A 22862-nucleotide genomic window follows, 5' to 3' on the forward strand; every position below is an offset into this window, starting at 1 on the left:
TTTCTCGAATTCCGTTTGTTCTTCTTTTCTCATGGTTCTGTCTGAATAAAATTAATGATTAAATTTATTTCAGACAGAGTTCAGTTTACACTCTCATGCCTACTTACGAAAATCATTTAATGTTTTCCTAATAGGTTTAATTCTTTCTGTACTAGGCTTTATTATTTGCCATGTTTTTTTTGGTGCTATTTTTCAATAAATGTGAATTAGAGTAATTAATAGGTTTTCTAACTATTAATTAATTTTAGCGTTGATTCTTATTTCAAAACCCCTGAGAAAAGGAAAAAGACCTTACCGATAAGCACCAAATGATCACCTCTTAAAAGGAACGTTTTTTAACACTTAGTAGAAATATGTTCGTCCCAAATACTTACCCCGAAACTTTGCGCGTGGATCCTGTTTCGATTTTATAGCATTCCGGTAGATAAGCGTTAAGTAAAATCGAAATAGGGCGCATTCTGCTTATTCAGAACTAATTCTGTTTCGCTATTTCCAGTTTAGCTCACGCCGAATACTCTCCAATTCCGTTTCATCCATTTCCACTTTAAAATAGGGTTTGCCAAAGGTGGGTTCTACTTTGGCGATACTGTCCAGAACCTTCGAAAAAATGCGTCTGTCCTTGCTCCTGGCCTTAATAAGGTCATGGTATTCATCGAACGAAACTTTTCCCTCTTCCCTATCCCATTCCTCTTTGGTCATCATTAGGTTCTTTTTGTCCATAAGCAAGGGTTGCTCCTTTTTCTTTAACGCGGTTCCTTCGAACAGGCTTTTGAGCATATAATGGGTGGGTCTTAGCTGTTCCCGTTCCATGGTCTGTAACAGTTCTTCCAAATAATCGAACCGCCCCATCATGTAGTTTTGAAACCGGATAAAGCTGATCATCACCTGGCTCTTTGGTGATATCCGCGCATTTTCAAAGAAATCGATCATCGTATCAATGGTTTCCGAATGTGATCTGGAAACAATCTTGGAGTATGCCCGAAATCGATCGGCGGTGATACGATTGATGCTTATGGCCGAGAAAGTATTATTTCGTTTGGTTTTTGTTTCCATTACAGTAACTTTTTATAACGTTTATAGGCCTTTCAGGAATTTTTTCATAGAATTTGCGACAATGGAAAATCCTCAATAATTCACAATTATTTTCAACCTTTTGAATTTCAATGCTTTAAATTATTTATGCAGGTTCTTTAAAAACCGGTTACTGTAAATTATCTCAACGTTTTCGGGGACTGCAAGTCCGTTTGACGCAAATTTAGCCGATGATATGAAACAAAACTATTGTCAATATATTGATAATCAATGCTTTATATATCGGAACGTGGCTTTAGCCCGTTACCCTCTTGCTATCCCTTTTCTTCGTTTTACTTCGTGCAGGAATACCTCGTACCGTTTTATATGAAAAGGCTGAAATTCAAAGCTAATCCCGTACACCCATTCCGCATCATTTTCTTCTACTTGGCCCATCCAATTTTAATAGGTTGAACATTTTAATGAACCTATCGGCCAGTTGCTTGCCATACCGTTGTTCGATTTGACTTAGGTTAAAATTCGTTGTAATGTGCGTCTTGGTGCCAAGACTTTCAAAATTGCGATAACGGTTCAGTAGAATACGAACGAATACTTCCTCCTTCCCATATTGAAAAATATTGTTTCCTTCCATTTCTGCTCCTAAATCATCAAATAGAAAAACCCCTCTGGAATAATATTTAATGACTTCCTCTTTGTTCTTTTCCAGATTGAACTTGGCCACCACTTCTTGGGTAGAAATAGAAGGGAACCATAATTCACGCACCTGATAGTGTTTGGCCATATTTTGGATGATTTGAAAACTGGAGGTCTTCCCGGTCCCGTACGAACCGAACACCAATAGCCCTTTTCTCAAGGAGATGTTTTCCAAAAGTTCAAAGGCCTTGTCCCGGTTCCAATATTTGCAGAAGTGTTGCAAGAAACTTTTGTTTGAACCATCCACCTCAAAGTCTAGATTGGTATTGGCATAAAATTCTTGGGCAATTTTGAAAAAAACTTTATTGAAAACATCAGGCTCGCATAGCGGACCCTTTATTTCTTTTTCCTTTTTCAACAGCCCTGATATTTTCTTTTTCATAGGTTCTATTCTAATATTGAACTTCTATTTTCAATATTTTCTTTTAAAGAAGTAATTGATTTTATTTCTTGTTTTGTTACTTGTTTTATATGATGGTCATTTTTGACGTTGCTGACACGATAGAACTGTCCATGCTGCCTGGACACTTTTGTCGTATCTGCTTTGCACGTTCGAAAGCTGAACTCCAATGTGCTTTTAAGGAACCGCCTTCTTCCGTCAAAAGAGACCTCGGCTATCCAGCCGACTGTCTTTAGTTCGCTAATGTATCGGGAGACCTGTCGTTCGGAGATTTTCAGAAATGAGGAAATGTACTTGTTGGACATGAAGCATTCTTTTCCGTCTTCCGTAAAGCTGTGGATTTCCAGAAATAGGATCTTGGCATACCAATTCACCTCGGTATTCAAATAGATCCGTTTAGGAATCCATATACCCTGAAAATTTCTATCGCTGGCTTTCATAGTGCTTTCTTATGGGTTACCCTGATGGTGTCTTTTCAAATGGGCATTCGCTTTTTCTTCGAGTTCCGCTTCGCCATAGGAAGGATTTTGAAGCAGCCATTCCTCTATTTTCTCCCGTTCAAAGAACAGGGAACCATTGGTCGGCTTTGAAAAGGGGATCAACCTCGCCGATGTGAGCTTATAGATTTTAGAAAGGCTCCAACCGGTATACATCTGTAAGTTGGTGACATTAAATACCCTTTTCTTGACCAGGGCGGCTTCATCGAGATGGTCAATCTTTTCAAGGAGCAATTGTACCAGGGAAGAATTTTGTTTGTCCATAAGGCTTTCAAATTAAGTTTTCATACTTTTTCCATGATCAGTACATGGAACTATTTGAAAGCAATTTGGGTACGTTAACGCAGCAAATCAAGTAAGGGAAAGGCTTCCGCTGTTTTTCTTTACTTTCCTTTTCATATTATGATCGACCAATAAATACAAGGTGGTTTTCTATATCGATTTTCAGGTCCATACGCCTTTTGGGATTGCAGTTTTTCCAACCCGAATGTGCCTTTTGAAGTTGTTTTACCGACCATTCGTTGTCCTTCGATTTAAAATTTTGGGTGATATATGTGCATAGACGTAAAAGATTTTCCCCATAGTACCCTTCTAAGTTCTCGTCGGAGATATGGTTCAGAAACTCGAAAAAAAGGCGAAAGTTGGGTAGTTTCCTATCGGTCAAAGGAAGCCAAGTCAATTTCTCGGAGATTTGTTTTCCTGACAGGAGACTGAAGAAGTCCTCCCGGTTCGTTTTTAAGTAGTCCTGAAAAAGGTCTGAATTGTCATAATCTATCTTATGGACAAGCTGATCGAATCGTAAAGGTGCCCTATACCTCCTATCATCCTCCCTCGCGCCTGTTCTTTCTTTTTGAACCGAATAGGGGCTTTTATAGTTCAGGAGCTGCGAAACGTAGATTTTCGACAATACCAAAAACACTATGGTAAAAACCAGTAACAAGAAAAAACCAAAATAATTGAGGTAGGGTATTCCCTGAGCGGACAGGAACGGCCACAATAACCAAAGTACCAATAGATATAATACCAACCCTAAGACCAGTACGATCCACCAGTGCGGAACTTTCTTCGTTTTCCATGCCCTACCTTTTCGATGCATATCGAAAACCGCTTTGTCGATGCGCCGGAAAAGCGAAATAATCGTATTTTTAGTAGAAGATTTCATAACCGCATGAGAGCCGTTTATGAAGATAAGAAGATATATGCAAAAAATATTTGTTTCACCCTTTTTTCACCCCTGCCAAAAAAGAAAGGCCCCGCATTTCTGCGAAGCCTTTGCCTGTGCTAGCTCCTCCTCTTGGGCTCGAACCAAGGACCCTCTGATTAACAGTCAGATGCTCTAACCAACTGAGCTAAGGAGGAATTTATGTAATCTCTAAGGCTAATGCCGCTTATTTCCGCCAAAAGCGGCGTAAGCGGGTGCAAATATAAGCACTTTTTGAAATATCGCAAACAAAATAAAACGGGATTTTTCGGTCTCTAGAGAAATCTTTTGATAATATTCCAAATATCGTTTCCAAAGATAACTGCCATTAAGCCCATTACGATAATGAATCCTGCGATTTGACCACGTTCAAGAACTTTTTCACTCGGTGGTCTACCTGAAATCATTTCATAAAGCAAGAACATAACATGACCCCCATCAAGTGCTGGAATTGGCAATAGGTTCGCAAACGCCAGCCAGACCGAGAACATCGCCAAAAAACTCCAAAAGAAACTCCAATTCCATTTGGCCGGCATCATTTCTACGATACCTATAGGGCCTTTGACCGCTTTATAGCCCTTGGTCTTTGTGTTAAAGATAATTTTAAATTGCTTCACCTGATTGGTAAGCACATCTATCGTTTCGTTGAATCCGGCGGGTATTGCGGCGGGCAAACTATATTCATCGGTTACGGACAGGTCATCCCTACTCATAAAAACGCCTATAACGCCTTCTTCCGGCACCGTAAGATTTAACTTTTGCAATTTCCCATCCCGCATAAGGCCCAGTTGAATAGGGGTATTGGCGGACGAAGTTATTTTACTGATGAACTCATTGTTAAAGGTATTTGACTCACCATCGACCGAAACAATTTCGTCACCTGCAAGAACACCTGCCTTCTCGGCGGGGGAATCCGGTAAAACACTATCTATAACCGTTTTTTGACGGTACCCCAGAAAACTTTTTCCTTGACTGGACAGCACATCGGCAAGAGCCTCTTCTTTTATGGGAAACGTAATTTCCTGTCCATTCCGGTTTACGGTCAATTGATCTCCCAATAAGATATCGATTTGGGCATCCGTAAACTTTTTAGATTTCTTCCCGTCTATGGCCACTATTTGATCTCCGGTTTTTAATCCTATTTTTTCACCAATGGAGTCTACGACAATACCGTACTTCAAATTATTGGCAGGTATGTAGGTATCTCCGTTAACGGCTAGCAATCCCGTATAAATAATCCAAGCCAGTAAAAAATTGACCGTCACGCCACCGAGCATCACGATTAAACGTTGCCAGGCCGGTTTACTTCGAAACTCCCAGGGTTCCGGATCTTTTTTCATTTGCTCGGTATCCATACTTTCGTCGATCATACCGGCAATTTTCACATAACCGCCAAGGGGTAGCCAACCGATGCCCCATTCCGTTTCACCTATTTTCTTTTTGAATAATGAAAACTTCCAATCAAAGAACAAATAAAACTTTTCCACCTTGATCTTAAAATATCTCGCCGGTAGATAATGCCCGAACTCATGCAGAACAACGAGTATCGAAATAATGAGAACAAATGTGAGTATCTTGATTACTAAATCCATTTTAATTTTTAAAATTTGAACGCACAAAAGTACGCTTTTAGCACCGCTTAGAAAAAGAAACTATATTACGGCCATCCGTTTTTAAGAAACATTTGGCAGCAACGGTTTTGATCACTCTTGAACGCCTCCCCTTACTAACGTATCTTTGTCAAAAAGCGTATGCGTTCATTTTTCGCCAAATACCGGCTTTTCGGAATTGTGTTCTTCTGTCTTTGTGCAGTAATCATATATCTTTTCTACGAGGCCTTACAGCCACAGAAATTGTTGACCATCTACCAGCCTGCCATGGTGAATCCCGAATTGGTGGATAGTGCCATGCAGTACAAGCGTAAATACCATACCGTGGCCGACTTTTCGTTGATCAATCAGAATGGCGAGACCATTACACAAGAAACATACAAGGATAAAATCTACATCGCCGACTTTTTCTTCACTACTTGCCCTACTATCTGCCCGATCATGACCAGCCATATGTCCGATATTCAAGACCGGATCAAGAACGATGACGATGTTATGCTACTGTCCCATTCCGTCACGCCGCAAATCGATTCCGTTGCCCAACTTAAAAAGTATGCGCTTGAAAAGGGGGTGGATGATTCGAAATGGAATCTGGTCACCGGTGATAAAAAACAGATTTACGAACTGGCGAGAAAATCATATTTAGCCGTTAAGGAGGATGGTGATGGTGGCCCCTACGACATGATTCATACCGAAAACTTTATTTTGGTAGATAAGCAACGGCGCATCCGAGGATTTTATGACGGTACTAAAAAGGAGGATGTCGAGAAGTTGATGGGCGATTTGGAGATTTTGGAAAACTCGTATCGCAAAGGGAAGGAGTAGATGCTAGCTGTAGGCAGTATTTTTCCAGTTTCAAATTTGAAAATAAAACCAAGCCGCGCTGAACCTTGACTCACCGACCGACTTCGGGCAACTTGGTAAAAAGGTCAAAATACCGATTCGGTGTTTGTTGTTAAAAAAGTATGCGTTCAACGGAAAAAACCAACGAACAAGTTAAAGACCTCAGAGCGATGGAAGTGTTCTATTTTTCATGGCTACCTGCAACTGCTAGCCGCAACTTTTCAATATATCGCCGAATTTTTCTTTTTCCCGCGAAACATCCCATTAATTCAACATTTTTCCCTTAAATTTGTCTTACTTATAATCAATCTAAATAAAGATTGTGAAACGAGAATAATGACGGTAGCACAGTTGAAAAGAGGGCAAAAGGGCATAATCAGGGAGTTTACCGATGACATCCTTCCCATAAAATTATTGGAACTGGGCTGCTTGCCCGGCAACGCTATCGAACTCGTACAGATTGCCCCCTTCAACGATCCTATCTATATCAACGTCAATGGTTGCCATATCGCCATACGTCGCGAAACGGCACTGCTCATCGAACTTGACATTGTTGAAGACACCCGCGCACTATGAGCAAGCAGATCAACGTAGCCCTCATTGGCAACCCCAACACCGGCAAGACCTCCGTTTTCAACCAACTGACGGGCCTGAAGCAGAAGGTCGGCAATTACCCCGGCATTACCGTTGAAAAAAAAGAAGGGATTTGTAAATTGCCCAGAGGCGTAAAGGCTCATATCCTTGATCTTCCCGGTACGTATAGCCTGAATACGACCTCGTTGGACGAAAGTGTTGCCGTCGAACTCCTTCTGAACAAAAACGATAAAGACCATCCCGATGTGGCTGTCGTGATTTCGGATGTCGAGAACCTGAAGCGCAACCTTTTGCTGTTCACTCAGGTAAAAGATCTGAATATACCCGCAATTCTGGTCATAAATATGGCGGATCGGATGTCGCGTAGGGGTATTTCTTTGGATGTCGAACTGCTAGAGCAAAAACTCAATACCAAAATCGCCATCGTCAGCACTCGCAAAGGCACTGGCATCGATACGTTAAAAACCTTAATTGCTGAATATAAGACGCTTTCCGCTGCGAAAAATGTGGATGTTACCGTAATAGCACCCGAATATTTTAGAAATTTAAAAAAAACATTTCCCAAACAAGACCTCTACAAATTATGGCTGGTCATCACCCAAGACGTCAACTTTATGCCCATCGAAAAAAAGTTGATAGAGGACAGCTCGTCTTTGGGAACCAAATCAAAATCGGAGCTTAAACGCCTACAACAGAAAGAAACAATTCTTCGCTACCAGTTTATCAATGGTATTCTCAAAGAAACCTACAAAGTAGACCCGGCAGCAGCAAAAGGCTTTAGGGCTTCGGTAGACAAAATACTGATGCATAAGGTCTTCGGTTATTTAATTTTTTTGCTCATCTTGTTGACCATATTCCAGGCCATCTATTCTTGGAGCGAATATCCGATGGACATGATCGACGAGTTTTTTGCGTCGGCCAGCCAATGGGTAAAAAATACATTGCCCGGAGGCGTATTTACCGATCTTCTGGCAGAGGGAATCTTGGCTGGCATCGGCGGCATTGTCATCTTTATCCCCCAAATCGCCTTTCTTTTCCTGTTTATTTCCCTTTTAGAGGAAACCGGATACATGAGCCGGGTCGTCTTTTTAATGGATCGGTTGATGCGCCCTTTCGGACTTAGCGGCAAAAGCGTGGTACCTTTGATGTCGGGTACCGCCTGTGCCATACCCGCCGTCATGGCCACCCGGACTATAGAAAACTGGAAGGAGCGTCTCATTACCATTTTGGTCATCCCTTTTACCACGTGTTCCGCCCGCTTGCCCATATACCTCATCATCATTGCGCTCGTAATTCCCGAAGGCACTTTGCTAGGACTTAGCTTTAAGGCACTGACCCTGATGTTACTTTATCTGATCGGTTTCGCCGCCTCGGTGCTATCCGCCATGTTGTTAAACAAGATCCTAAAGATGAAAGGGCGTTCCTTTTTCGTTGTGGAAATGCCGAACTATAAGCTCCCACTCTTCAAAAATGTCGCCTACACGGTTTGGGAAAAGACCAAAAGCTTTGTTTTCGGAGCAGGGAAAATTATCTTGGCCATATCCATCGTACTCTGGTTTATGGGATCCAATGGCTATTCCGACAATTTCAAAAATGCGGATAGCATTGTTGCCGAGCGTGTTCAAGAGGATGGATTTTCAGCCTTTAATCAATCGAATATCGCCGATGAACTATCGGCCTATCAAGAGATCTTGAAAGATAGTTTAGGCACTGGTTCTCACGAAGCCGCTCCTATCATTATAGAAGATGCCTTACAGCAAAAGGAGGATGCATTAAAACAAAAGGCCCTCAATCAGGAAATATCCAGCTATAAACTTGAAAATTCGTATATCGGCAAAATGGGCAAGGCCATCGAACCCATCGTAAAACCCTTGGGATACGATTGGAAAATTGGCATCGCCGTCTTGACCTCCTTTGCCGCACGAGAAGTTTTTGTCGGCACCTTGGCCACAATCTACAGCGTAGGCAGCGACGAAGAGGAGACCATCCAAAACCGGATGGCCGCGGAAACGAACCCCAAAACGGGGGAGCCCCTGTTCAACTTGGCCTCCGGGATTTCGCTATTACTTTTCTATGCCTTCGCTATGCAGTGCATGAGTACCCTTGCCATCGTAAAGCGCGAAACCAACAGCTGGAAATGGCCCCTGATGCAATTGGTTTTTATGAGTGCTTTTGCGTATATTGTTGCTTTGGTGGCGTATCAGGTTTTGAAATAAAACTGGGCCGTGGCGCTCGTGGTAGTCATTACCTCCCCCGATAAAAACCGGGATTACCGTTGAGTCGATATGACCCAGAATCAAAATACGGGGTACTAAATACAAAGTAGGAGGTTTAAACAAATATTGGAAAATCAGACTTTTAGACACTTTGCCTTTAATAGTAACAAATCTAAACCTGTGACGTAAAATAAAAAAAAATGGATTTTCTTCAAAACATACTGGTTTATATGGTTCTTGCTGCGGCAGTCGGCTATTTGGTCAAGAAGTTTCTGTTGCCAAAATCTCTATTTGCTTCGGGGAAAAGAGGTAGTAAGGCTTGTGGCGAGGATGGCTGTGGATGTCATTAATTAGTTGCTACTAGCATGCTCGGTTACCTGAAAAATTGCCTTGCGCAAATCTGATTTGTTCGATTTGTAATTTTAAAGACTATGTCCCCAATAGGAAGCTTCTTCCCAAATTTTCAGCTTGGTCTAAATTATTCTCTTCGATTCCGTTAATAAAAAAATAATTCCATACTAAAAAAATCAAAAACAGGAGGCGTTGTTCAATTGCTATTGCTTTTTTTGAGGAATCAACCCCAATAGTTTATGCCACGCACCATCAATCCCATTGTTTTTCTGCTTTTCATTAGCATTGCGGTGCAATCCCAAAACCTAAGTTCGACCATCATCGATTCCGTGACCAAAAAACCCGTTCCCTATGCTACCGTGCAACTGAACAACAGGGGCATGATTACCAACGAAGAGGGGCGGTTCAAATTTTCCTTTGACTCAACTATTAGGAAAATCGATACCCTTTATATTTCCAGCATCGGCTATGAATCCATCGGAAAACCGATTGGTGAGTTTACCGATAGCATTATCGTTTTACGGCCCAAGGCCATAGAACTGAGAGAGGTCATTGTTTCCAATAAAGCATACACGCCAAGGGAAATCATCGAATTGGTCGAGGATAATATCGCTAAAAACTACTATACGGATTTCACTAAAAAAAGGATTTTTCTACGGGAAACCTATCAAAACGAGGTTTTAAAGACGGACTACGAACTGAAGGAATCGAGCATTGCGGCCTTCAACGATAACTTTTTGGATAGCGTAATCAGATCCTTACCAAAGCAAAATACGTATTATACCGAAATGCTGGGCGACCTTTACGGCAACGACGATGCCGACAATCAAAAACTGGATCTGATCAAGGCCTCGGAAATGTACGATAAGGACAAAAATCTCGACGTGGAAAAATTGGAGGAAAAGTTCAATCAAATCGTAAAAGAGAATATTAAATCCGATTCCTATTTCAAAATAAAATCCGGATGGTTTTTTGGTACTAAAATAGATGCCGACGAGATGGGAGACCTTTTCAAAGACGATATAGATTCTACCGATGTGGCCGCCCTCAACAAAAGATCAGAAGAAGAAAAGAAGCAAAAGGAAAACCGCCGAAAGTCCTTTTCGGGCTATAAGAGAAAAACGCTGGGCAACCTGATTGAAAACCTTCCGATTTTCGATGATACCGATTACAACGTCATTTTTAAGCCCGGAAGGTATGATCTCACCCTCGAGAGTTTCACCTATCTCGGTGATCAAGCGGTATATGTGATTGATTTTATCCCCGATGGTTCTCCCGAATACAAGGGAAAACTCTATATCAATGCCGACGATTTCGCCCTAATACGAATGGATTTCGAAAACACCGAACCTTTACGGGATTTCAAATTGCTCGGGGTTTCCATCAATGAATATCTAGCTAAAGGCAGCATTCTATTCGCCAAGGGCAGCGACCAAAAGTACCATTTGCGGTACTACGACATTATCAAAGGGGTTCGGGCAGGCGTCAAAAGGCCTTTAAAAATCATTGAAAAGAACAAAAACGTAAAAGGCCGGAGAAAGCAGAACGAACTGTCACTAAAAGTAGACGCCGCATTTGGCAATGTAAACCATTACGAACTGGTCGTCTTTAACGAAGAACTTATTAATGAGGAACAGTTCGAATATTTTAAGGAAAATAACGACATACTGCCGACCTACATGCCTAACTACGATCCAGAATTTTGGAAAGGATATAACATTATCGAGCCCAATCAGGCAATCAAAGCGTTTACTTCAGAGGCGGAGTTGGTAAATTGAACGGCATATAGGTCAGGTCAATGTTTTGTGGGATGCGTTATCACGAATGAGAACTTGCCCTAAAAATAAGCAGCATCAGAAATATCGTCCAATAAATTGGTACAGTAAAAGACCCCATCCCATTACCAAAAGCAAACCACCCAACGGTGTGACAGGTCCCAAAAAATTCCACTTCCTTCCTTTGGAAGCGCTTATTGTAAGGCCATATATACTGAACGAAAAAAGGAAGGTGCCGATTAGAAAACAGTACACCATATATTTCTGTTGGGAAGTATCCAAATTGAAGTTGAAGCCGACCATTATAAGAAGAATCGCATGGTACATCTGATATTTGACCCCGGTTTCGAAGCTTTTCAATTGTTCTTCCGAGAAAGATTTTTTAAGGGCATGTGCGCCGAAGGCGCCGAAAATTACGGCTAATATGCCGAATAGTGCGCCGACAGACTGGGCGATTAGAACCATAGTGTTGTGTTTAAATCAAAGATAAGGTTTCCGCTTAATTTTTGGGAATTTAGAAAAAGTCAGGTCTCATATTTGCGGAGATCTTAATAACAAGTCATAGACGGTTGGCACGTTAATCTATTTAATGGGTACCGTTATCGCCTGGTCCGAAGTCAGTTCGAAAGCACATTCTTCAAAACTTGGCGGCCCAAAAGTTTTCATCTTTCCTTTTGAAAATCCCAAGGGTTCTTTTGGAATTCCAAGCATGTTCGTATCAAGCTCATCATTGTCGTTCTCATCGTGAAAGACAGCAAGAGCATATGTACCTTCCGGCAGGTCTTTAATTACGACCTCCGTAGTTCCCTTTTTGCTGGGTGCACTATCGGCCTTGAAAACCTTATCGAATTTTAGGAAATTGTTCGCATTCTCATATACGGCTACGCTAATTTTTCCGTCAGTCGATTTAACGTTCTCTACAGTAACCGTAAGTTTGAATTGTGCCATTGTGAATAAGGGGATTAAAAGAAAAAGGGGGAATAGTCTCATAGCCATGGTGTTTCTTGAAACTCACAGAATACCCAAGAATTCAAAAAAACATACCACAATCAATTGGAGGTCTTAGGAATTTTATCTGTCAAGAACTGGTACGTGTTTTGAGTTTCGATCGAATCCTTAAAATTAAAGTATAATTTTAGGGAATCTTGATACGTTACGGCAATTTTTTGATTCGAAAAATTATCGACGAACACGTAAACCTTCTTATCGGTTAACGAATCTTTGAATTCCCTGTAGATTCCCTTCCCCTTTTCTTGGGCCGAAAAGCCGTTAAGGCGTTCCATCGGTGGAATCTTTTCTACGAACTTGACGCTATCCAATTCGGAATACTTCAGCTTTTTATAGTAAAATCCGGAGAGGATTTTCATTTCAATGGTGTCGGTAGAAGTCCAGTTTTTGTAATGCATTACAAACACCAATGAACAAAGGATGACAGTCACCACCGCCAAGATATTCCATAGCCAATGCTGCTTTTTCAATTTAAACTTTTTATCATTCCCACTTCCACTGCGCTGAACACAGGCTTTGGTGGAAATTTGTTCATTATCTGTTAGTACCTGAAAGAAGCGTAAGGTTCTTTCAGGTCTTACTAATGAAACTGGTCAGATGCGATAATATTGTTTCACTTTAGATATTTTTATGCCTTACCCTTTTAAAAGATGCAATTCTTATAACGCTAGTTAACCAGATATCATTTTTGTTAATTGTAAAAATCAGCGTCATCCGCATGGCATTGACAAATTATTTCGAGATCGCCTTCAAGTACGAAAAGAGCCACGACATCTACCGCGGCTCTTTTCAAAAATGTATCAATGACTATAATCAGACCTAATCGAACCGGTCGAGGTTCATCACCTTGTTCCAGGCCGAGACAAAATCCTTAACGAATTTTTCTTTGGCGTCATTGGTAGCGTAGGCCTCGGCGACCGCCCTCAGTTCGGAGTTAGAACCGAAAATTAGGTCGACCCGGGTACCTGCCCATTTGACCTCGTTCGTTTTGCGGTCACGGCCGGCAAATACCTGTTCCGAATCGGAGGTTTTTTCCCATTTCGTACCTAAATCAAGCACATTAATTAAATAATCGTTGGTCAATGCCCCTTTGTTTTGGGTAAAGACACCATGTTGCGATTGTTTATGATTGGCGTCAAGCGCGCGCAGACCACCTACCAAGACCGTCATTTCAGGTATGGTCAAAGTCAGCAACTGCGCCCGGTCAATCAGCATCTCTTCTGCAGAAATGTCGTGTTTGGTCTTGTCAAAATTACGGAAGCCGTCCGCTTTGGGTTCCAATACCTCGAAAGCTTCTACGTCGGTCTGCTCTTGCGACGCATCCGTACGACCTGGCCTGAAAGGAACCGTAATGTCATGATCCGCGTTCTCGGCTCCTTTTTCAACGCCTGAACATCCTCCTAAAACAATAAGATCGGCGAGTGAAATTTTCTTGTCCCCAGACTGATTGCTGTTAAATTCATTTTGGATTCGTCCAAGAGTATCCAAAACATTGGCCAACCGCTCCGGCTCGTTCGCCTCCCAATCCTTTTGGGGGGCAAGACGGATACGGGCACCATTGGCACCGCCGCGTTTATCGGAATCACGATAAGTAGATGCAGAGGCCCAAGCGGTGAATACCAAATCGGCTACTGAAAGGCCGGAAGCCAGTATATTGGCTTTCAGTGATCGGATATCTTCATCATTAATCAGTTCGTGGTCAACGTGAGGCACTGGATCTTGCCAAATCAATTCTTCCTGAGGAACTTCAGGCCCCAAATAACGGCTAACGGGTCCCATATCACGGTGGGTAAGCTTATACCAAGCCTTTGAGTAGGCTTCCGCGAACTCTTCGGGATTTTCATAAAAATGCCTTGATATTTTTTCATATTCAGGGTCCATTTTCAATGAAAGATCCGTAGTGAGCATAAAGGGGGCATGTTTTTTGTTCGCGTCGTGGGCATCAGGTACCGTGCCGGCACCTGCATCATCTTTAGGCTTCCATTGATGTGCCCCGGCTGGACTTGTGGTCAGTTCCCATTCGAAACCGAAAAGGTTTTCCCAAAAATTGTGGCTCCATTTGGTGGGCGTCTGCGACCAGGCACCTTCAAGGCCGCTAGTGATAGTGTCACCAGCATTACCCGTTCCAAAAGAATTCTTCCATCCAAGCCCCATCTCCTCGATTTCGGCACCGGCAGGTTCGGCACCCACATATTCTCCGGGATCCGCTGCGCCATGGGTTTTTCCAAATGTGTGTCCTCCGGCAATCAAGGCGACCGTCTCATAATCGTTCATGGCCATCCTCCCAAAAGTTTCACGGGTATCGCGGGCCGCAGCCACAGGATCGGGTATTCCGTTCGGCCCCTCCGGATTTACATAAATCAATCCCATATGCGAGGCAGCTAAAGGCTGTTCGAGTTGCCGGTCGCCCGAAAAGCGTTTGTCGTTTTCCATCCATTCGGTTTCCGAACCCCAGTAGATATCATCTTCGGACTGCCAGACATCGATTCGGCCACCGGCAAAACCATACATTTTCAGACCCATAGATTCATGGGCGCAATTACCGGCAAGTACAATCAGGTCGCTCCATGAAATCTTTTTCCCATATTTCTGTTTTATGGGCCATAGCAACAAACGCGCCTTGTCGAGACTGGCATTATCGGGCCAGCTATTTAGGGGTGCAAAGCGCTGGGAACCGGAACTAGCACCACCACGCCCATCGGAAATACGATAGGTACCTGCACTGTGCCATGCCATACGAATGAAAAACGGACCGTAATGCCCGTAATCGGCGGGCCACCAATCTTGGGAATCGGTCATCAATTCATACAAATCTTGCTTTACGGCCTCCAAATCAAGTGATTTGAATTCCTCGGCATAGTTGAAGTCTTTGTCCATCGGATTGGACTGCGGCGCGTGCTGACGAAGAATATTCAGTTTCAACTGGTTCGGCCACCAATCACGGTTGCTCGGGCCTCCGCCGGCCACATGGTGATTCTCCCCCCCGAGGAAAGGGCATTTGGCAGTAGATTCGTTTACGTCCCAAACCTTACCGTTTTCCGATGTGTTTTTGTTATCAGTACTCATAATATCTTGATTTTAGCGTTTCCTATAGGCAATAACCCATTGTATTTACTCGTTTAAAAGTAATCAAAACAAGGTGAACCACATAGACTGTCCATATTAAAATGTTATTAAATGATAGGAATTTTCTATTCACATTTCCTTTATTTCAATCGTTAAAAAAATCAATAAAAGTTCCGAAAGTTTTTTTAAGTAATTTCCTGCTCTATGCACTTAAACGTATTTGTAATCCCCCAAACCGAAATCTATCTTGGAAATAGCATCGATTAACTTTTTGATCAAGGATTCCCCAACAGCGGTCGCCATCCTAGATTTGGATATGTGCTTTATCAGTTATTCCGAAATCTGGCAGCGCGAATTCGCACCTAATTTCGATTCGATTGTCGGCAAATCCTATTACGATATCCTATCAGATACCCCCGAAGCCCTTCGAAAAATTTATAACGATTGCTTGAACGGAGCATCCAATAGCAATATCGGAAGGAAATTCATAGCTGCTAACGGGGCCATTACATGGCTCAATTGGAGAATAGACAGCTGGAAAGACGACAATGGCCAAATAAACGGATTGATCGTCACGTTAGCGGACATCACCGAGACCAAGCGCAGGGAAGAACTATTAATCAAGGCCCAAAAAGTCTCGTGTACCGGGGCCTATGAGGTAGATCTTTTTTCAGACAGGGTCTATTGGACTGAAATCACCAGGGAAATTCACGAAGTATCCAAAAATTACATACCGAGCCTTGAAGGAATTATCAATTTCTACAAAAAGGGAGAACATCGTGACAAGATAACCCGTCTGGTAAGTGATGCCATAAGCGAAGGCACTCCATGGGATACCGAACTTATTATTATTACGGCAAAAGGAAACGAGGTTTGGATAAGGGCCAAGGGCGAGGTCGAAATCGTGGACAACAAACCGGTGCGCATCTATGGTACTATTCAAGATATCGACGAAAAAAAGAGAATTGCACTAAACTATAAAGCGGTCACCGATAAATTAACGGCCGCTACAGTGGGCGCCAACTTTGGAATTTTCAATTTCGACATTGTCAATAACGTATTGAATTGGGACGAAAGCATGTATCGCATCTACGGTGTCGATAAAAATGATTTTACGGGCGAATATGAAGCTTGGCGATCCGGTCTGCATCCCGATGATATAGAACGTTGTGATATCGAAGTGGAAATGGCCATTTCCGGGGAGAAAAACTTTGATAGTGAATTTAGGATTGTCTGGCCCAATGGAGAAATACGGCATATACGCGGAATCATCGTCATGGTGCGCGATGCCGATGATAAAGCCATTGCAATGACAGGCACCAACTGGGACGTTACCGAACTGAAGGTCGCCCAATTCAAGCTAAGAAAAAGTGAGGAGTTCTTCCAAACGGCCTTCGAAAGCTCCAATATCGGGATGGCCATGGTAGGCCTTGACGGCAAATGGATAAAAGTTAACCAAAGTATCTGCAACAGCCTGGGCTACTCGCAGAATGATCTATTGCAGATGACTTTTCAGGATATTACCCACCCTGAAGATCTTCAAAAGGATTTGAAGTTATTGAACGAATTGTTTGAAGGTAAAAGTGAAGGCTATCAAATCGAAAAACGGTATTACCACAAAAATGGAAATATTGTCTATGTGATTCTGGCGGTTACTGCGGTACGAGAAATCGATGGCCAACTATCCCATTTCATCTCCCAGATAATGGATATCTCTCCACGGATAAACGCTGAAAAGAGGCTGAACCGTTTGGTAGACGTTACCACGGAGCAAAACAAAAGTTTACTGAATTTCGCCCATATTGTCTCGCACAACCTACGATCACATTCCAGTAACCTATCGATGTTATCTGGTTTCTTGAGTACGGAGGAAAATGAAATGGAGCGAAAGAACTTGTTGAACATGCTGTGTGACGCTTCCGAAAGCCTTAACGAAACTGTTTTACATTTGAACGAAGTTGTGCAGGTAAAGGTTGATGCGCTCGACAAGATGAAAGGGGTGAACCTTAACAAGATCATTAGGGACGTCAAAAAAAATGTAGCCCTTTTGCTACAGGATAAAAATGCAGTATGTCATATAAATATTGACAGAAATTTAAAAATCAGGGGGATACCCGCTTATCTGGATAGTATTTTTCTGAATCTATTTACCAATAGTATCAAGTATAGCTCGCCTGAAAGAACCCCTGTCATAAACATCGTTTCAGAACGCATCGAAAACAAGATCTTGCTTTCATTTTCTGACAACGGCCTGGGCATCGACCTAAATCGGCATGGCGATAAACTTTTTGGCATGTACAAGACATTCCACAGGAACAATGATGCCAAAGGAATAGGATTGTTTATTACCAAAAACCAGATCGAGGCCATGAACGGCAGCATCGAAGTGGAGAGTACCGTAAATGTAGGCACCACGTTCAAACTTTGTTTCGAGATTGGATTTCTTTGAAATATGGATCTAAAATTGCTAAAAAAATGAGATGAAGAAAATTAAAACAGCCTGTATCATTGACGATGACCCAATTTTCATCTACGGTACAAAGCGCCTTATGGCAGAGGTCGACTTTTGCGAAACCGTTCTGGTATTCCAGAATGGACAAGACGCCATTGACGGCCTAAATAAAATTACGGCTAATGGCGAAATACTTCCATGTGTTATTCTTTTAGACCTGAACATGCCGATAATGAACGGATGGGAATTTTTGGAGGAGTTCGTGAAAATCCCCAACCACAATCGGGAAAAGGTTATAATTCATATCATCAGCTCTTCGGTCGACCCCCGAGATCTGGGCCGGATAAAAAACTATGAAGTGGTCAACAACTATATCCTTAAACCCATTTCCAAGGAAGATTTGGAAAGTGCCCTTGAAAATAGTTTCTAAAATCATTGCTTATTATCTAACCTTTTATGGAAAATCATAACCGAACCTGTATTATCGATGACGATGCCATTGCTATTTTTGGCCTTAAAAGAGCCCTGAAAAGTATTGGTTTTACGCCCGACCTATCGGTTTTCGAAAACGGACTAGAAGCCCTTGAAAAATTCGAGAAGCTCTTGGAGAATGGTTCTGAACTACCATCCTTAATTTTCATAGACCTGAACATGCCCGTAATGGACGGATGGGATTTTATGGAGGAATTCACCAAGCTGATACCCTCCCAAAAGGATATGCCTGAGATTTACATCATGACCTCTTCCATGGATTTTAAGGATGTAGAAAAAGCCAAAACCTATGGTCTTGAAGACAATTATTTAATCAAACCGATATCTAAGGAAGTTTTGGAGGGGATTGTCGGTTCACTATTGCCGTACGGCTCTTGCCTTGAGATTAAGGGGGAAGCCAATAATCTATAATCACCGAATTAAAAGAACTGTGTCTCTTGAAAAGTATGACCTACCCCTGTAATGACACATTCTTTAATCCCGCTTGCCCGGTGTAAAATCTTGTGGTGCAATCTGGGGCGCCTTGATAGTTCCTGAATCCCCCGAATCGTTGTTAATGGTCCATTCGATAAAAGTAAAGTTCGGATTTCCTTCGGTGATGCCTGTGTTTCGTATGGCCCTTCCATCTTCGAATTCGTGATTGGTGCCGGTGCCATCTTCACCAATAACCCCAAATACATCAACTACTGTTCCGAACGGGTCGACAAGTTCGAGATTGTCATCACCGTTGGAGTCCGCGGGACTATTTTTGCCGACGGCCAAGTCGGGTGCAAAGCCATAGACTGTTTCAAACTCGGTGGCATTGGGCGAAATAACGAGCGTACTTTCGGCGCCGATCGTAAAATCGGAGAGGTCTGTCGCCGAGCTGATTTCGGTGTTGGCATTCGTGTAGCGATGCAACGTCCATCCTTTCAGATTCAAGGGTTCTTTGGCCGAATTGTACAACTCGACGAAACGCGCCGCTAAGTTGTTGTCGGGATCCGCCAATTCGGATATGAAAATTTGGTTCGATGAAAATTCATCGATCAAATCGGCGCAGGGTTCGTTGCTGAAATCCATATCCTCCAAACTACGAATAGCCAGCCGGTAGTTGTCATTTTCACGTAATAATACCCCAGTAATACTCCCATTGCCCTCGGGAAGAATTTCAGCTTGAAAGTCTGAAAATCCGCTGTTAAGCAAGACGATCTCGTTATCGTTACAGTCGGTCAACATACGCTCGGTCTCTCTCCCCTCCGTGGCAAAAGATTTGCCCAGTTCGGCTTCCGATAATTCAAAACCATCAAGGCGTACCAGGGTATTCGTGCGATTTTTTGGGATATCCGGAAGGGATATAAGGCTAGGCTCAATAGCCTCTTTTTCATCACAGTCCACGAAAATATGAGCATCGACAACTATAGAAGGCAATCTGCCAACCGATACATTTCCAAAGGAAGTGAAAACACCACCGATCTTGAATACATCTTTGCTTTTTCCCAGGTACAGGCCCTTCAACTTAATAAAGATTTTGCTACCCACCGGATAGAACAGGTGCGAATCGCGCAGGTCGATCTCTATCTCAAACCCTTCGGAAGGATTGCTGGGACTATCCTGAAAATAAAGTACACTGAAAAAATTACCAGCTTCATCGGATGAGCTTACATAACCTTCAATAATCAGATCTTGTTGAATTTGGAAGGTTTGGTCTGTGTAAAGTTTTTTGACTTCGGCATAGGTGGTGTTGGCCTCCAAATCTGTAGAGCAGTCGGTGGGCAGTGCGTCGAAGTTTCGGGATTTGGTGCAAGCCAAAATCGATATTAATCCCATAAGGATAAAAATCGATGCCCTAACTAATGCCGTGAAATTCGTTTTTCTATTCATTTTTTTAGTTTGTTCCGCAAGGTCGCAGAGAGCCTTTCAAAAACTATAGGCAAAATTCAAAAAATACGTCCGCCCATAGCCATACCAATATTTTGGTGCGAAAGAGGGCGTTCCGCTGAGATTATCCTGTTTTAGCTGTCCGTAATTACCGTTTCTGCTTTGCTCGTAGCCACCGGTTCGGAACACGTTATCGAACAGGTTGTTGACACTGGCGAAAATACTGATGTACTTGCCGTTTTTGAGCCACGATTTTCCTCCTACCAGATTTAGCAAGTAAAAATTATCCAAGGGCTGCTGTCCCAATAGCCGGTTTACATTTTCTTCCGTTGCCTCGGGAAAATTTTGCCCGGTCTCAGGGTCGAGATAGAAACTTCGCGTTCTTGTGATGGCCGAAATACCGGCGTAGTTATCGGCCAAATAATTGGCGGTCATACTTACCCACCAATATTTCGGGTCCCGATATTCGATACCAACGGCATAGGCCTGTTGCGGGCCCTGCGACAATCTTAAATCTTTGATATTGGCGATACCGAGATCGCTATTACCCTCCAAATTGATCAGATCTTCTTCGCGACCGGCGGTATCGAAGTTGATGGTGAGGTTGGGATTACTGGCGTATAGAAATTTGCCCACTGCGGCTACCCCGGTCAGCTTTACCGAGGATGAAACTTGATATTCTAGCCCCAGCTCGGTGCCCATATGCAGTTTATCGAGATCAGTAAGGACTTCCTGTACAAAATCGGAACCTACACCGGTATCGACAAAGAAAAAATTGATATCGGTAGTGTTTTGAAAACGGGTATAAAAGCCGGTCAGTCTTCCGGTCAAATTGGGTAGTCGAAGGTAATAGCTCAGATCAACGGTCGATACAATCTCGCTTTTAATATCGGGAACGACCCGATTGTTTTCCCTTGAATTGATAAATACGTTCTGCAAAACTGGCGCACGCGTCAAATAGCCGCCTTGAAGGCTCACCCCATGCCGGCCGGTCAGGTTATAGGTGAATCCGGATTTGATTCCATAATCCGAGAATTTGACATTCTCGCTTTCCCCTAGAGAGCTATCGGGAAACCTTTCGTTTTGAAACAGTCCTTCGCGTTGATAGTTGGTCGTGGAATAATTTCCTGCAAAAAAGGCGTTCCACTTGGTATGGGTATACCTGAATTGGGCGAAGCCGTCGGTCTGTGCGGCCTGTATCCTATAGTTATAATTAAAAATAGCATCCTCATATTTCTGGACTTCGCCAATGAGATCGTTCAGTGTGTCGGAGAACGGGTCGATATCCTCATAAAAATCCGCCCCTAGTAGATCATTGATTTCCGCATAATTAGTAGAGGTCAATTTTTTGTAGGTCAATCCAAAATCAGCCTGTAAGCGGTCGTTGATAATCCAGTTAGCAATCGTATTTCCGGTAAATTGCGTATCATCGGCAATATCATCGTATAAAACATAGGCCGCCTTTTCACGGGCATTCGCAGTGTAGACCTTTTGCCAGTCGAGTTGCGGGTTTCCTAAAAAGCCCTCTTTGGTGGTGTTGGCACTTATAAAATTAGCCCCGATCGGGCTGTTGATGTAAAAACTGGGAAGGTATCGATAGTACGTAGGGTCGGGATTCGGTGCGTTATAATAGCCCAATCGGCTACGCGCATTCGTGCCGAATTGATAGGAAACACCGGTATTCAAGTTGAGATTGTCGGATTCGTAAAAGTGATTTAGCATGAGTATAGGCTCGGCAATCTTGCGCTCCCTTGAATTGCGGATTTTCCCATCCTGTTCGCCCCAGTAGGGATTATAGCGTTTGCCGGCCAGTTCAAAGACTTCCTCTGTAATTGCCGAAGAACGACCACGGCGGTTCGACGCCAGCATTCCTGTAAAATTTAAACTATTACTTTCATTGAACTGGTATTCCAAAGCCCCAAAAACCGAGTAGGCATCGTATAGCGTGCCGTCGATATACCCCTGTTTCGCCCATCTTCGGGAAGCCGAAACGCTGTAGGCGAGTCCGTTCTTCTGTACTTTGGAAGTATAGGTCGCCATCAAACGTCCGGCGTAGGTGCGGTTCGAAGCGGAGGCCGATAAACGTGTGCCGGGCCTCATACCCGAAGGTCTTGTATCAATATTGGTATTCCCCAGAATTCCTCCGAACGTATGATCGGAAGGGGCCAGGCCGTTGCTGAACTGTTGGTTTCGCGTTACGTCGTTCAAGCCGCCCCAGTTGTTCCATTGCGGTCTGCCGTCGTAAAATTTGTTCATGGAGATACCGTTGACAAGTACCTCTCCGTTTTGTGAATCATAGCCACGTACGCGAAAGAAAGCCTGTCCGAAATCAAAGGCCGCACGATTCAGGAATACGTCGCGGGTAGCTTGCAACAGGGCGGAAGAATTCGAATTGATTTCATCGTCCAGAAGTTCGGATTCGGTAAGGCTGATAAGATTGTCGGTTTGTTCTACGGATATATCCTTATCCAGATATAAGGTGCCCAAATCGAGATTTTGATTTTCGATAACTACAGGAATCCGTTTGGTCACAAAATCGGAAGCGGTAAAGTTCAAGATGTAATCTCCCTTGGAAGAAATGGCAACTTCGAATTGACCATTGCCATCCGTTGTGCTTGAACCTGAATGCGCTTCGATGGCGACCAGTACCCCGGAAATAGGCTCTTTGGTTCGCATATCTAAAACCGTTCCGGAAACTGAAAATTTTTCCTGCGCACATACGGCAGAAGGAAAGACAAAAATCAATACAAAATAAGTCAAAAATCGCATCGGATC

Annotated in this window: 19 protein-coding genes and 1 tRNA gene; 7 read left to right on the forward strand and 13 right to left on the reverse strand. The window is 42.9% G+C overall.

What is annotated here, in order from left to right:
- Positions 1-486: 486 nt before the first annotated feature.
- The 7 genes from BLT07_RS17100 to rseP all read right to left on the reverse strand — a co-directional run bounded on the left by BLT07_RS17100 (position 487) and on the right by rseP (position 5415).
- Positions 487-1053 carry a BfmA/BtgA family mobilization protein gene (locus BLT07_RS17100; RefSeq protein ID WP_091872335.1) on the reverse strand — a complete coding sequence of 189 codons (567 nt, stop codon included), beginning with the start codon at positions 1051-1053 and terminating at the stop codon, positions 487-489.
- A gap of 391 nt (positions 1054-1444) precedes the next feature.
- Entirely contained in the window at positions 1445-2107 is a 663-nt protein-coding gene (locus BLT07_RS17105; protein ID WP_091872339.1) for a P-loop NTPase family protein, read from the reverse strand.
- A 5-nt stretch (positions 2108-2112) separates the two neighbouring features.
- Entirely contained in the window at positions 2113-2565 is a 453-nt protein-coding gene (locus BLT07_RS17110) for a helix-turn-helix domain-containing protein (protein WP_091872342.1), read from the reverse strand.
- 9 nt (positions 2566-2574) lie between these two features.
- Positions 2575-2886, reverse strand: coding sequence for a hypothetical protein (locus tag BLT07_RS17115; protein ID WP_091872347.1), 312 nt, complete (start codon positions 2884-2886; stop codon positions 2575-2577).
- Positions 2887-3022: 136 nt separating this feature from the next.
- Positions 3023-3784 (reverse strand): hypothetical protein, encoded by a 762-nt coding sequence (locus BLT07_RS17120; RefSeq protein WP_091872352.1) that lies wholly within the window; start codon positions 3782-3784, stop codon positions 3023-3025.
- A gap of 123 nt (positions 3785-3907) precedes the next feature.
- Positions 3908-3981: transfer RNA gene (locus tag BLT07_RS17125), tRNA-Asn, on the reverse strand.
- Between the two features lie 117 nt (positions 3982-4098).
- Positions 4099-5415, reverse strand: a complete 1317-nt coding sequence (rseP, locus tag BLT07_RS17130; protein ID WP_091872355.1) for an RIP metalloprotease RseP — start codon at positions 5413-5415, stop codon at positions 4099-4101.
- A gap of 159 nt (positions 5416-5574) precedes the next feature.
- Here rseP and BLT07_RS17135 point away from each other — a divergent pair, with 159 nt between their 5' ends.
- From BLT07_RS17135 to BLT07_RS17150, 4 genes are all read left to right on the forward strand, one after another.
- Positions 5575-6258 carry an SCO family protein gene (locus BLT07_RS17135; RefSeq protein WP_091872359.1) on the forward strand — a complete coding sequence of 228 codons (684 nt, stop codon included), beginning with the start codon at positions 5575-5577 and terminating at the stop codon, positions 6256-6258.
- A gap of 354 nt (positions 6259-6612) precedes the next feature.
- Positions 6613-6852 (forward strand): FeoA family protein, encoded by a 240-nt coding sequence (locus tag BLT07_RS17140; RefSeq protein WP_091872364.1) that lies wholly within the window; start codon positions 6613-6615, stop codon positions 6850-6852.
- A complete protein-coding gene (gene feoB / locus BLT07_RS17145; protein ID WP_091872368.1) occupies positions 6849-9086 on the forward strand; it encodes a ferrous iron transport protein B in 2238 nt (745 codons plus the stop codon). The genes BLT07_RS17140 and feoB overlap by 4 nt, the downstream gene beginning before the upstream one ends.
- A 590-nt stretch (positions 9087-9676) precedes the next feature.
- Positions 9677-11215 carry a carboxypeptidase-like regulatory domain-containing protein gene (locus BLT07_RS17150; protein ID WP_091872372.1) on the forward strand — a complete coding sequence of 513 codons (1539 nt, stop codon included), beginning with the start codon at positions 9677-9679 and terminating at the stop codon, positions 11213-11215.
- 75 nt (positions 11216-11290) lie between these two features.
- On the opposite strand, the gene BLT07_RS17155 is transcribed toward BLT07_RS17150, so the two are convergent.
- The 4 genes from BLT07_RS17155 to katG all read right to left on the reverse strand — a co-directional run bounded on the left by BLT07_RS17155 (position 11291) and on the right by katG (position 15286).
- The gene (locus BLT07_RS17155) at positions 11291-11677 is read right to left on the reverse strand and encodes a DUF423 domain-containing protein (protein WP_091872375.1); all 387 of its coding nucleotides are present in this window, start codon (positions 11675-11677) and stop codon (positions 11291-11293) included.
- Positions 11678-11794: 117 nt separating this feature from the next.
- Positions 11795-12160, reverse strand: a complete 366-nt coding sequence (locus BLT07_RS17160) for a DUF2141 domain-containing protein (protein ID WP_245726581.1) — start codon at positions 12158-12160, stop codon at positions 11795-11797.
- A gap of 101 nt (positions 12161-12261) precedes the next feature.
- Positions 12262-12690: a hypothetical protein gene (locus BLT07_RS17165; RefSeq protein WP_245726582.1), complete on the reverse strand. Its 429-nt coding sequence runs from the start codon at positions 12688-12690 to the stop codon at positions 12262-12264.
- A 349-nt stretch (positions 12691-13039) separates the two neighbouring features.
- Positions 13040-15286 carry a catalase/peroxidase HPI gene (gene katG, locus BLT07_RS17170; protein ID WP_091872383.1) on the reverse strand — a complete coding sequence of 749 codons (2247 nt, stop codon included), beginning with the start codon at positions 15284-15286 and terminating at the stop codon, positions 13040-13042.
- A gap of 247 nt (positions 15287-15533) precedes the next feature.
- On the opposite strand from katG, the gene BLT07_RS17175 reads away from it, so the two are divergent.
- From BLT07_RS17175 to BLT07_RS17185, 3 genes are read left to right on the forward strand one after another with little or no spacing between them, the layout of a single operon-like run.
- Positions 15534-17735 carry a PAS domain-containing sensor histidine kinase gene (locus BLT07_RS17175; RefSeq protein WP_091872388.1) on the forward strand — a complete coding sequence of 734 codons (2202 nt, stop codon included), beginning with the start codon at positions 15534-15536 and terminating at the stop codon, positions 17733-17735.
- 31 nt (positions 17736-17766) lie between these two features.
- Positions 17767-18168, forward strand: a complete 402-nt coding sequence (locus BLT07_RS17180) for a response regulator (RefSeq protein ID WP_091872391.1) — start codon at positions 17767-17769, stop codon at positions 18166-18168.
- A 26-nt stretch (positions 18169-18194) separates the two neighbouring features.
- Positions 18195-18641 (forward strand): response regulator, encoded by a 447-nt coding sequence (locus BLT07_RS17185; RefSeq protein ID WP_091872396.1) that lies wholly within the window; start codon positions 18195-18197, stop codon positions 18639-18641.
- 63 nt (positions 18642-18704) lie between these two features.
- Here BLT07_RS17185 and BLT07_RS17190 read toward each other — a convergent pair whose 3' ends face one another.
- Positions 18705-20090: a DUF5689 domain-containing protein gene (locus BLT07_RS17190; RefSeq protein WP_091872400.1), complete on the reverse strand. Its 1386-nt coding sequence runs from the start codon at positions 20088-20090 to the stop codon at positions 18705-18707.
- Between the two features lie 36 nt (positions 20091-20126).
- A complete protein-coding gene (locus tag BLT07_RS17195) occupies positions 20127-22856 on the reverse strand; it encodes a TonB-dependent receptor (protein WP_091872404.1) in 2730 nt (909 codons plus the stop codon).
- Between the last annotated feature and the right edge of the window lie 6 nt (positions 22857-22862).

The organism is Pricia antarctica, from assembly GCF_900101815.1.
GTDB lineage: Bacteria > Bacteroidota > Bacteroidia > Flavobacteriales > Flavobacteriaceae > Pricia > Pricia antarctica.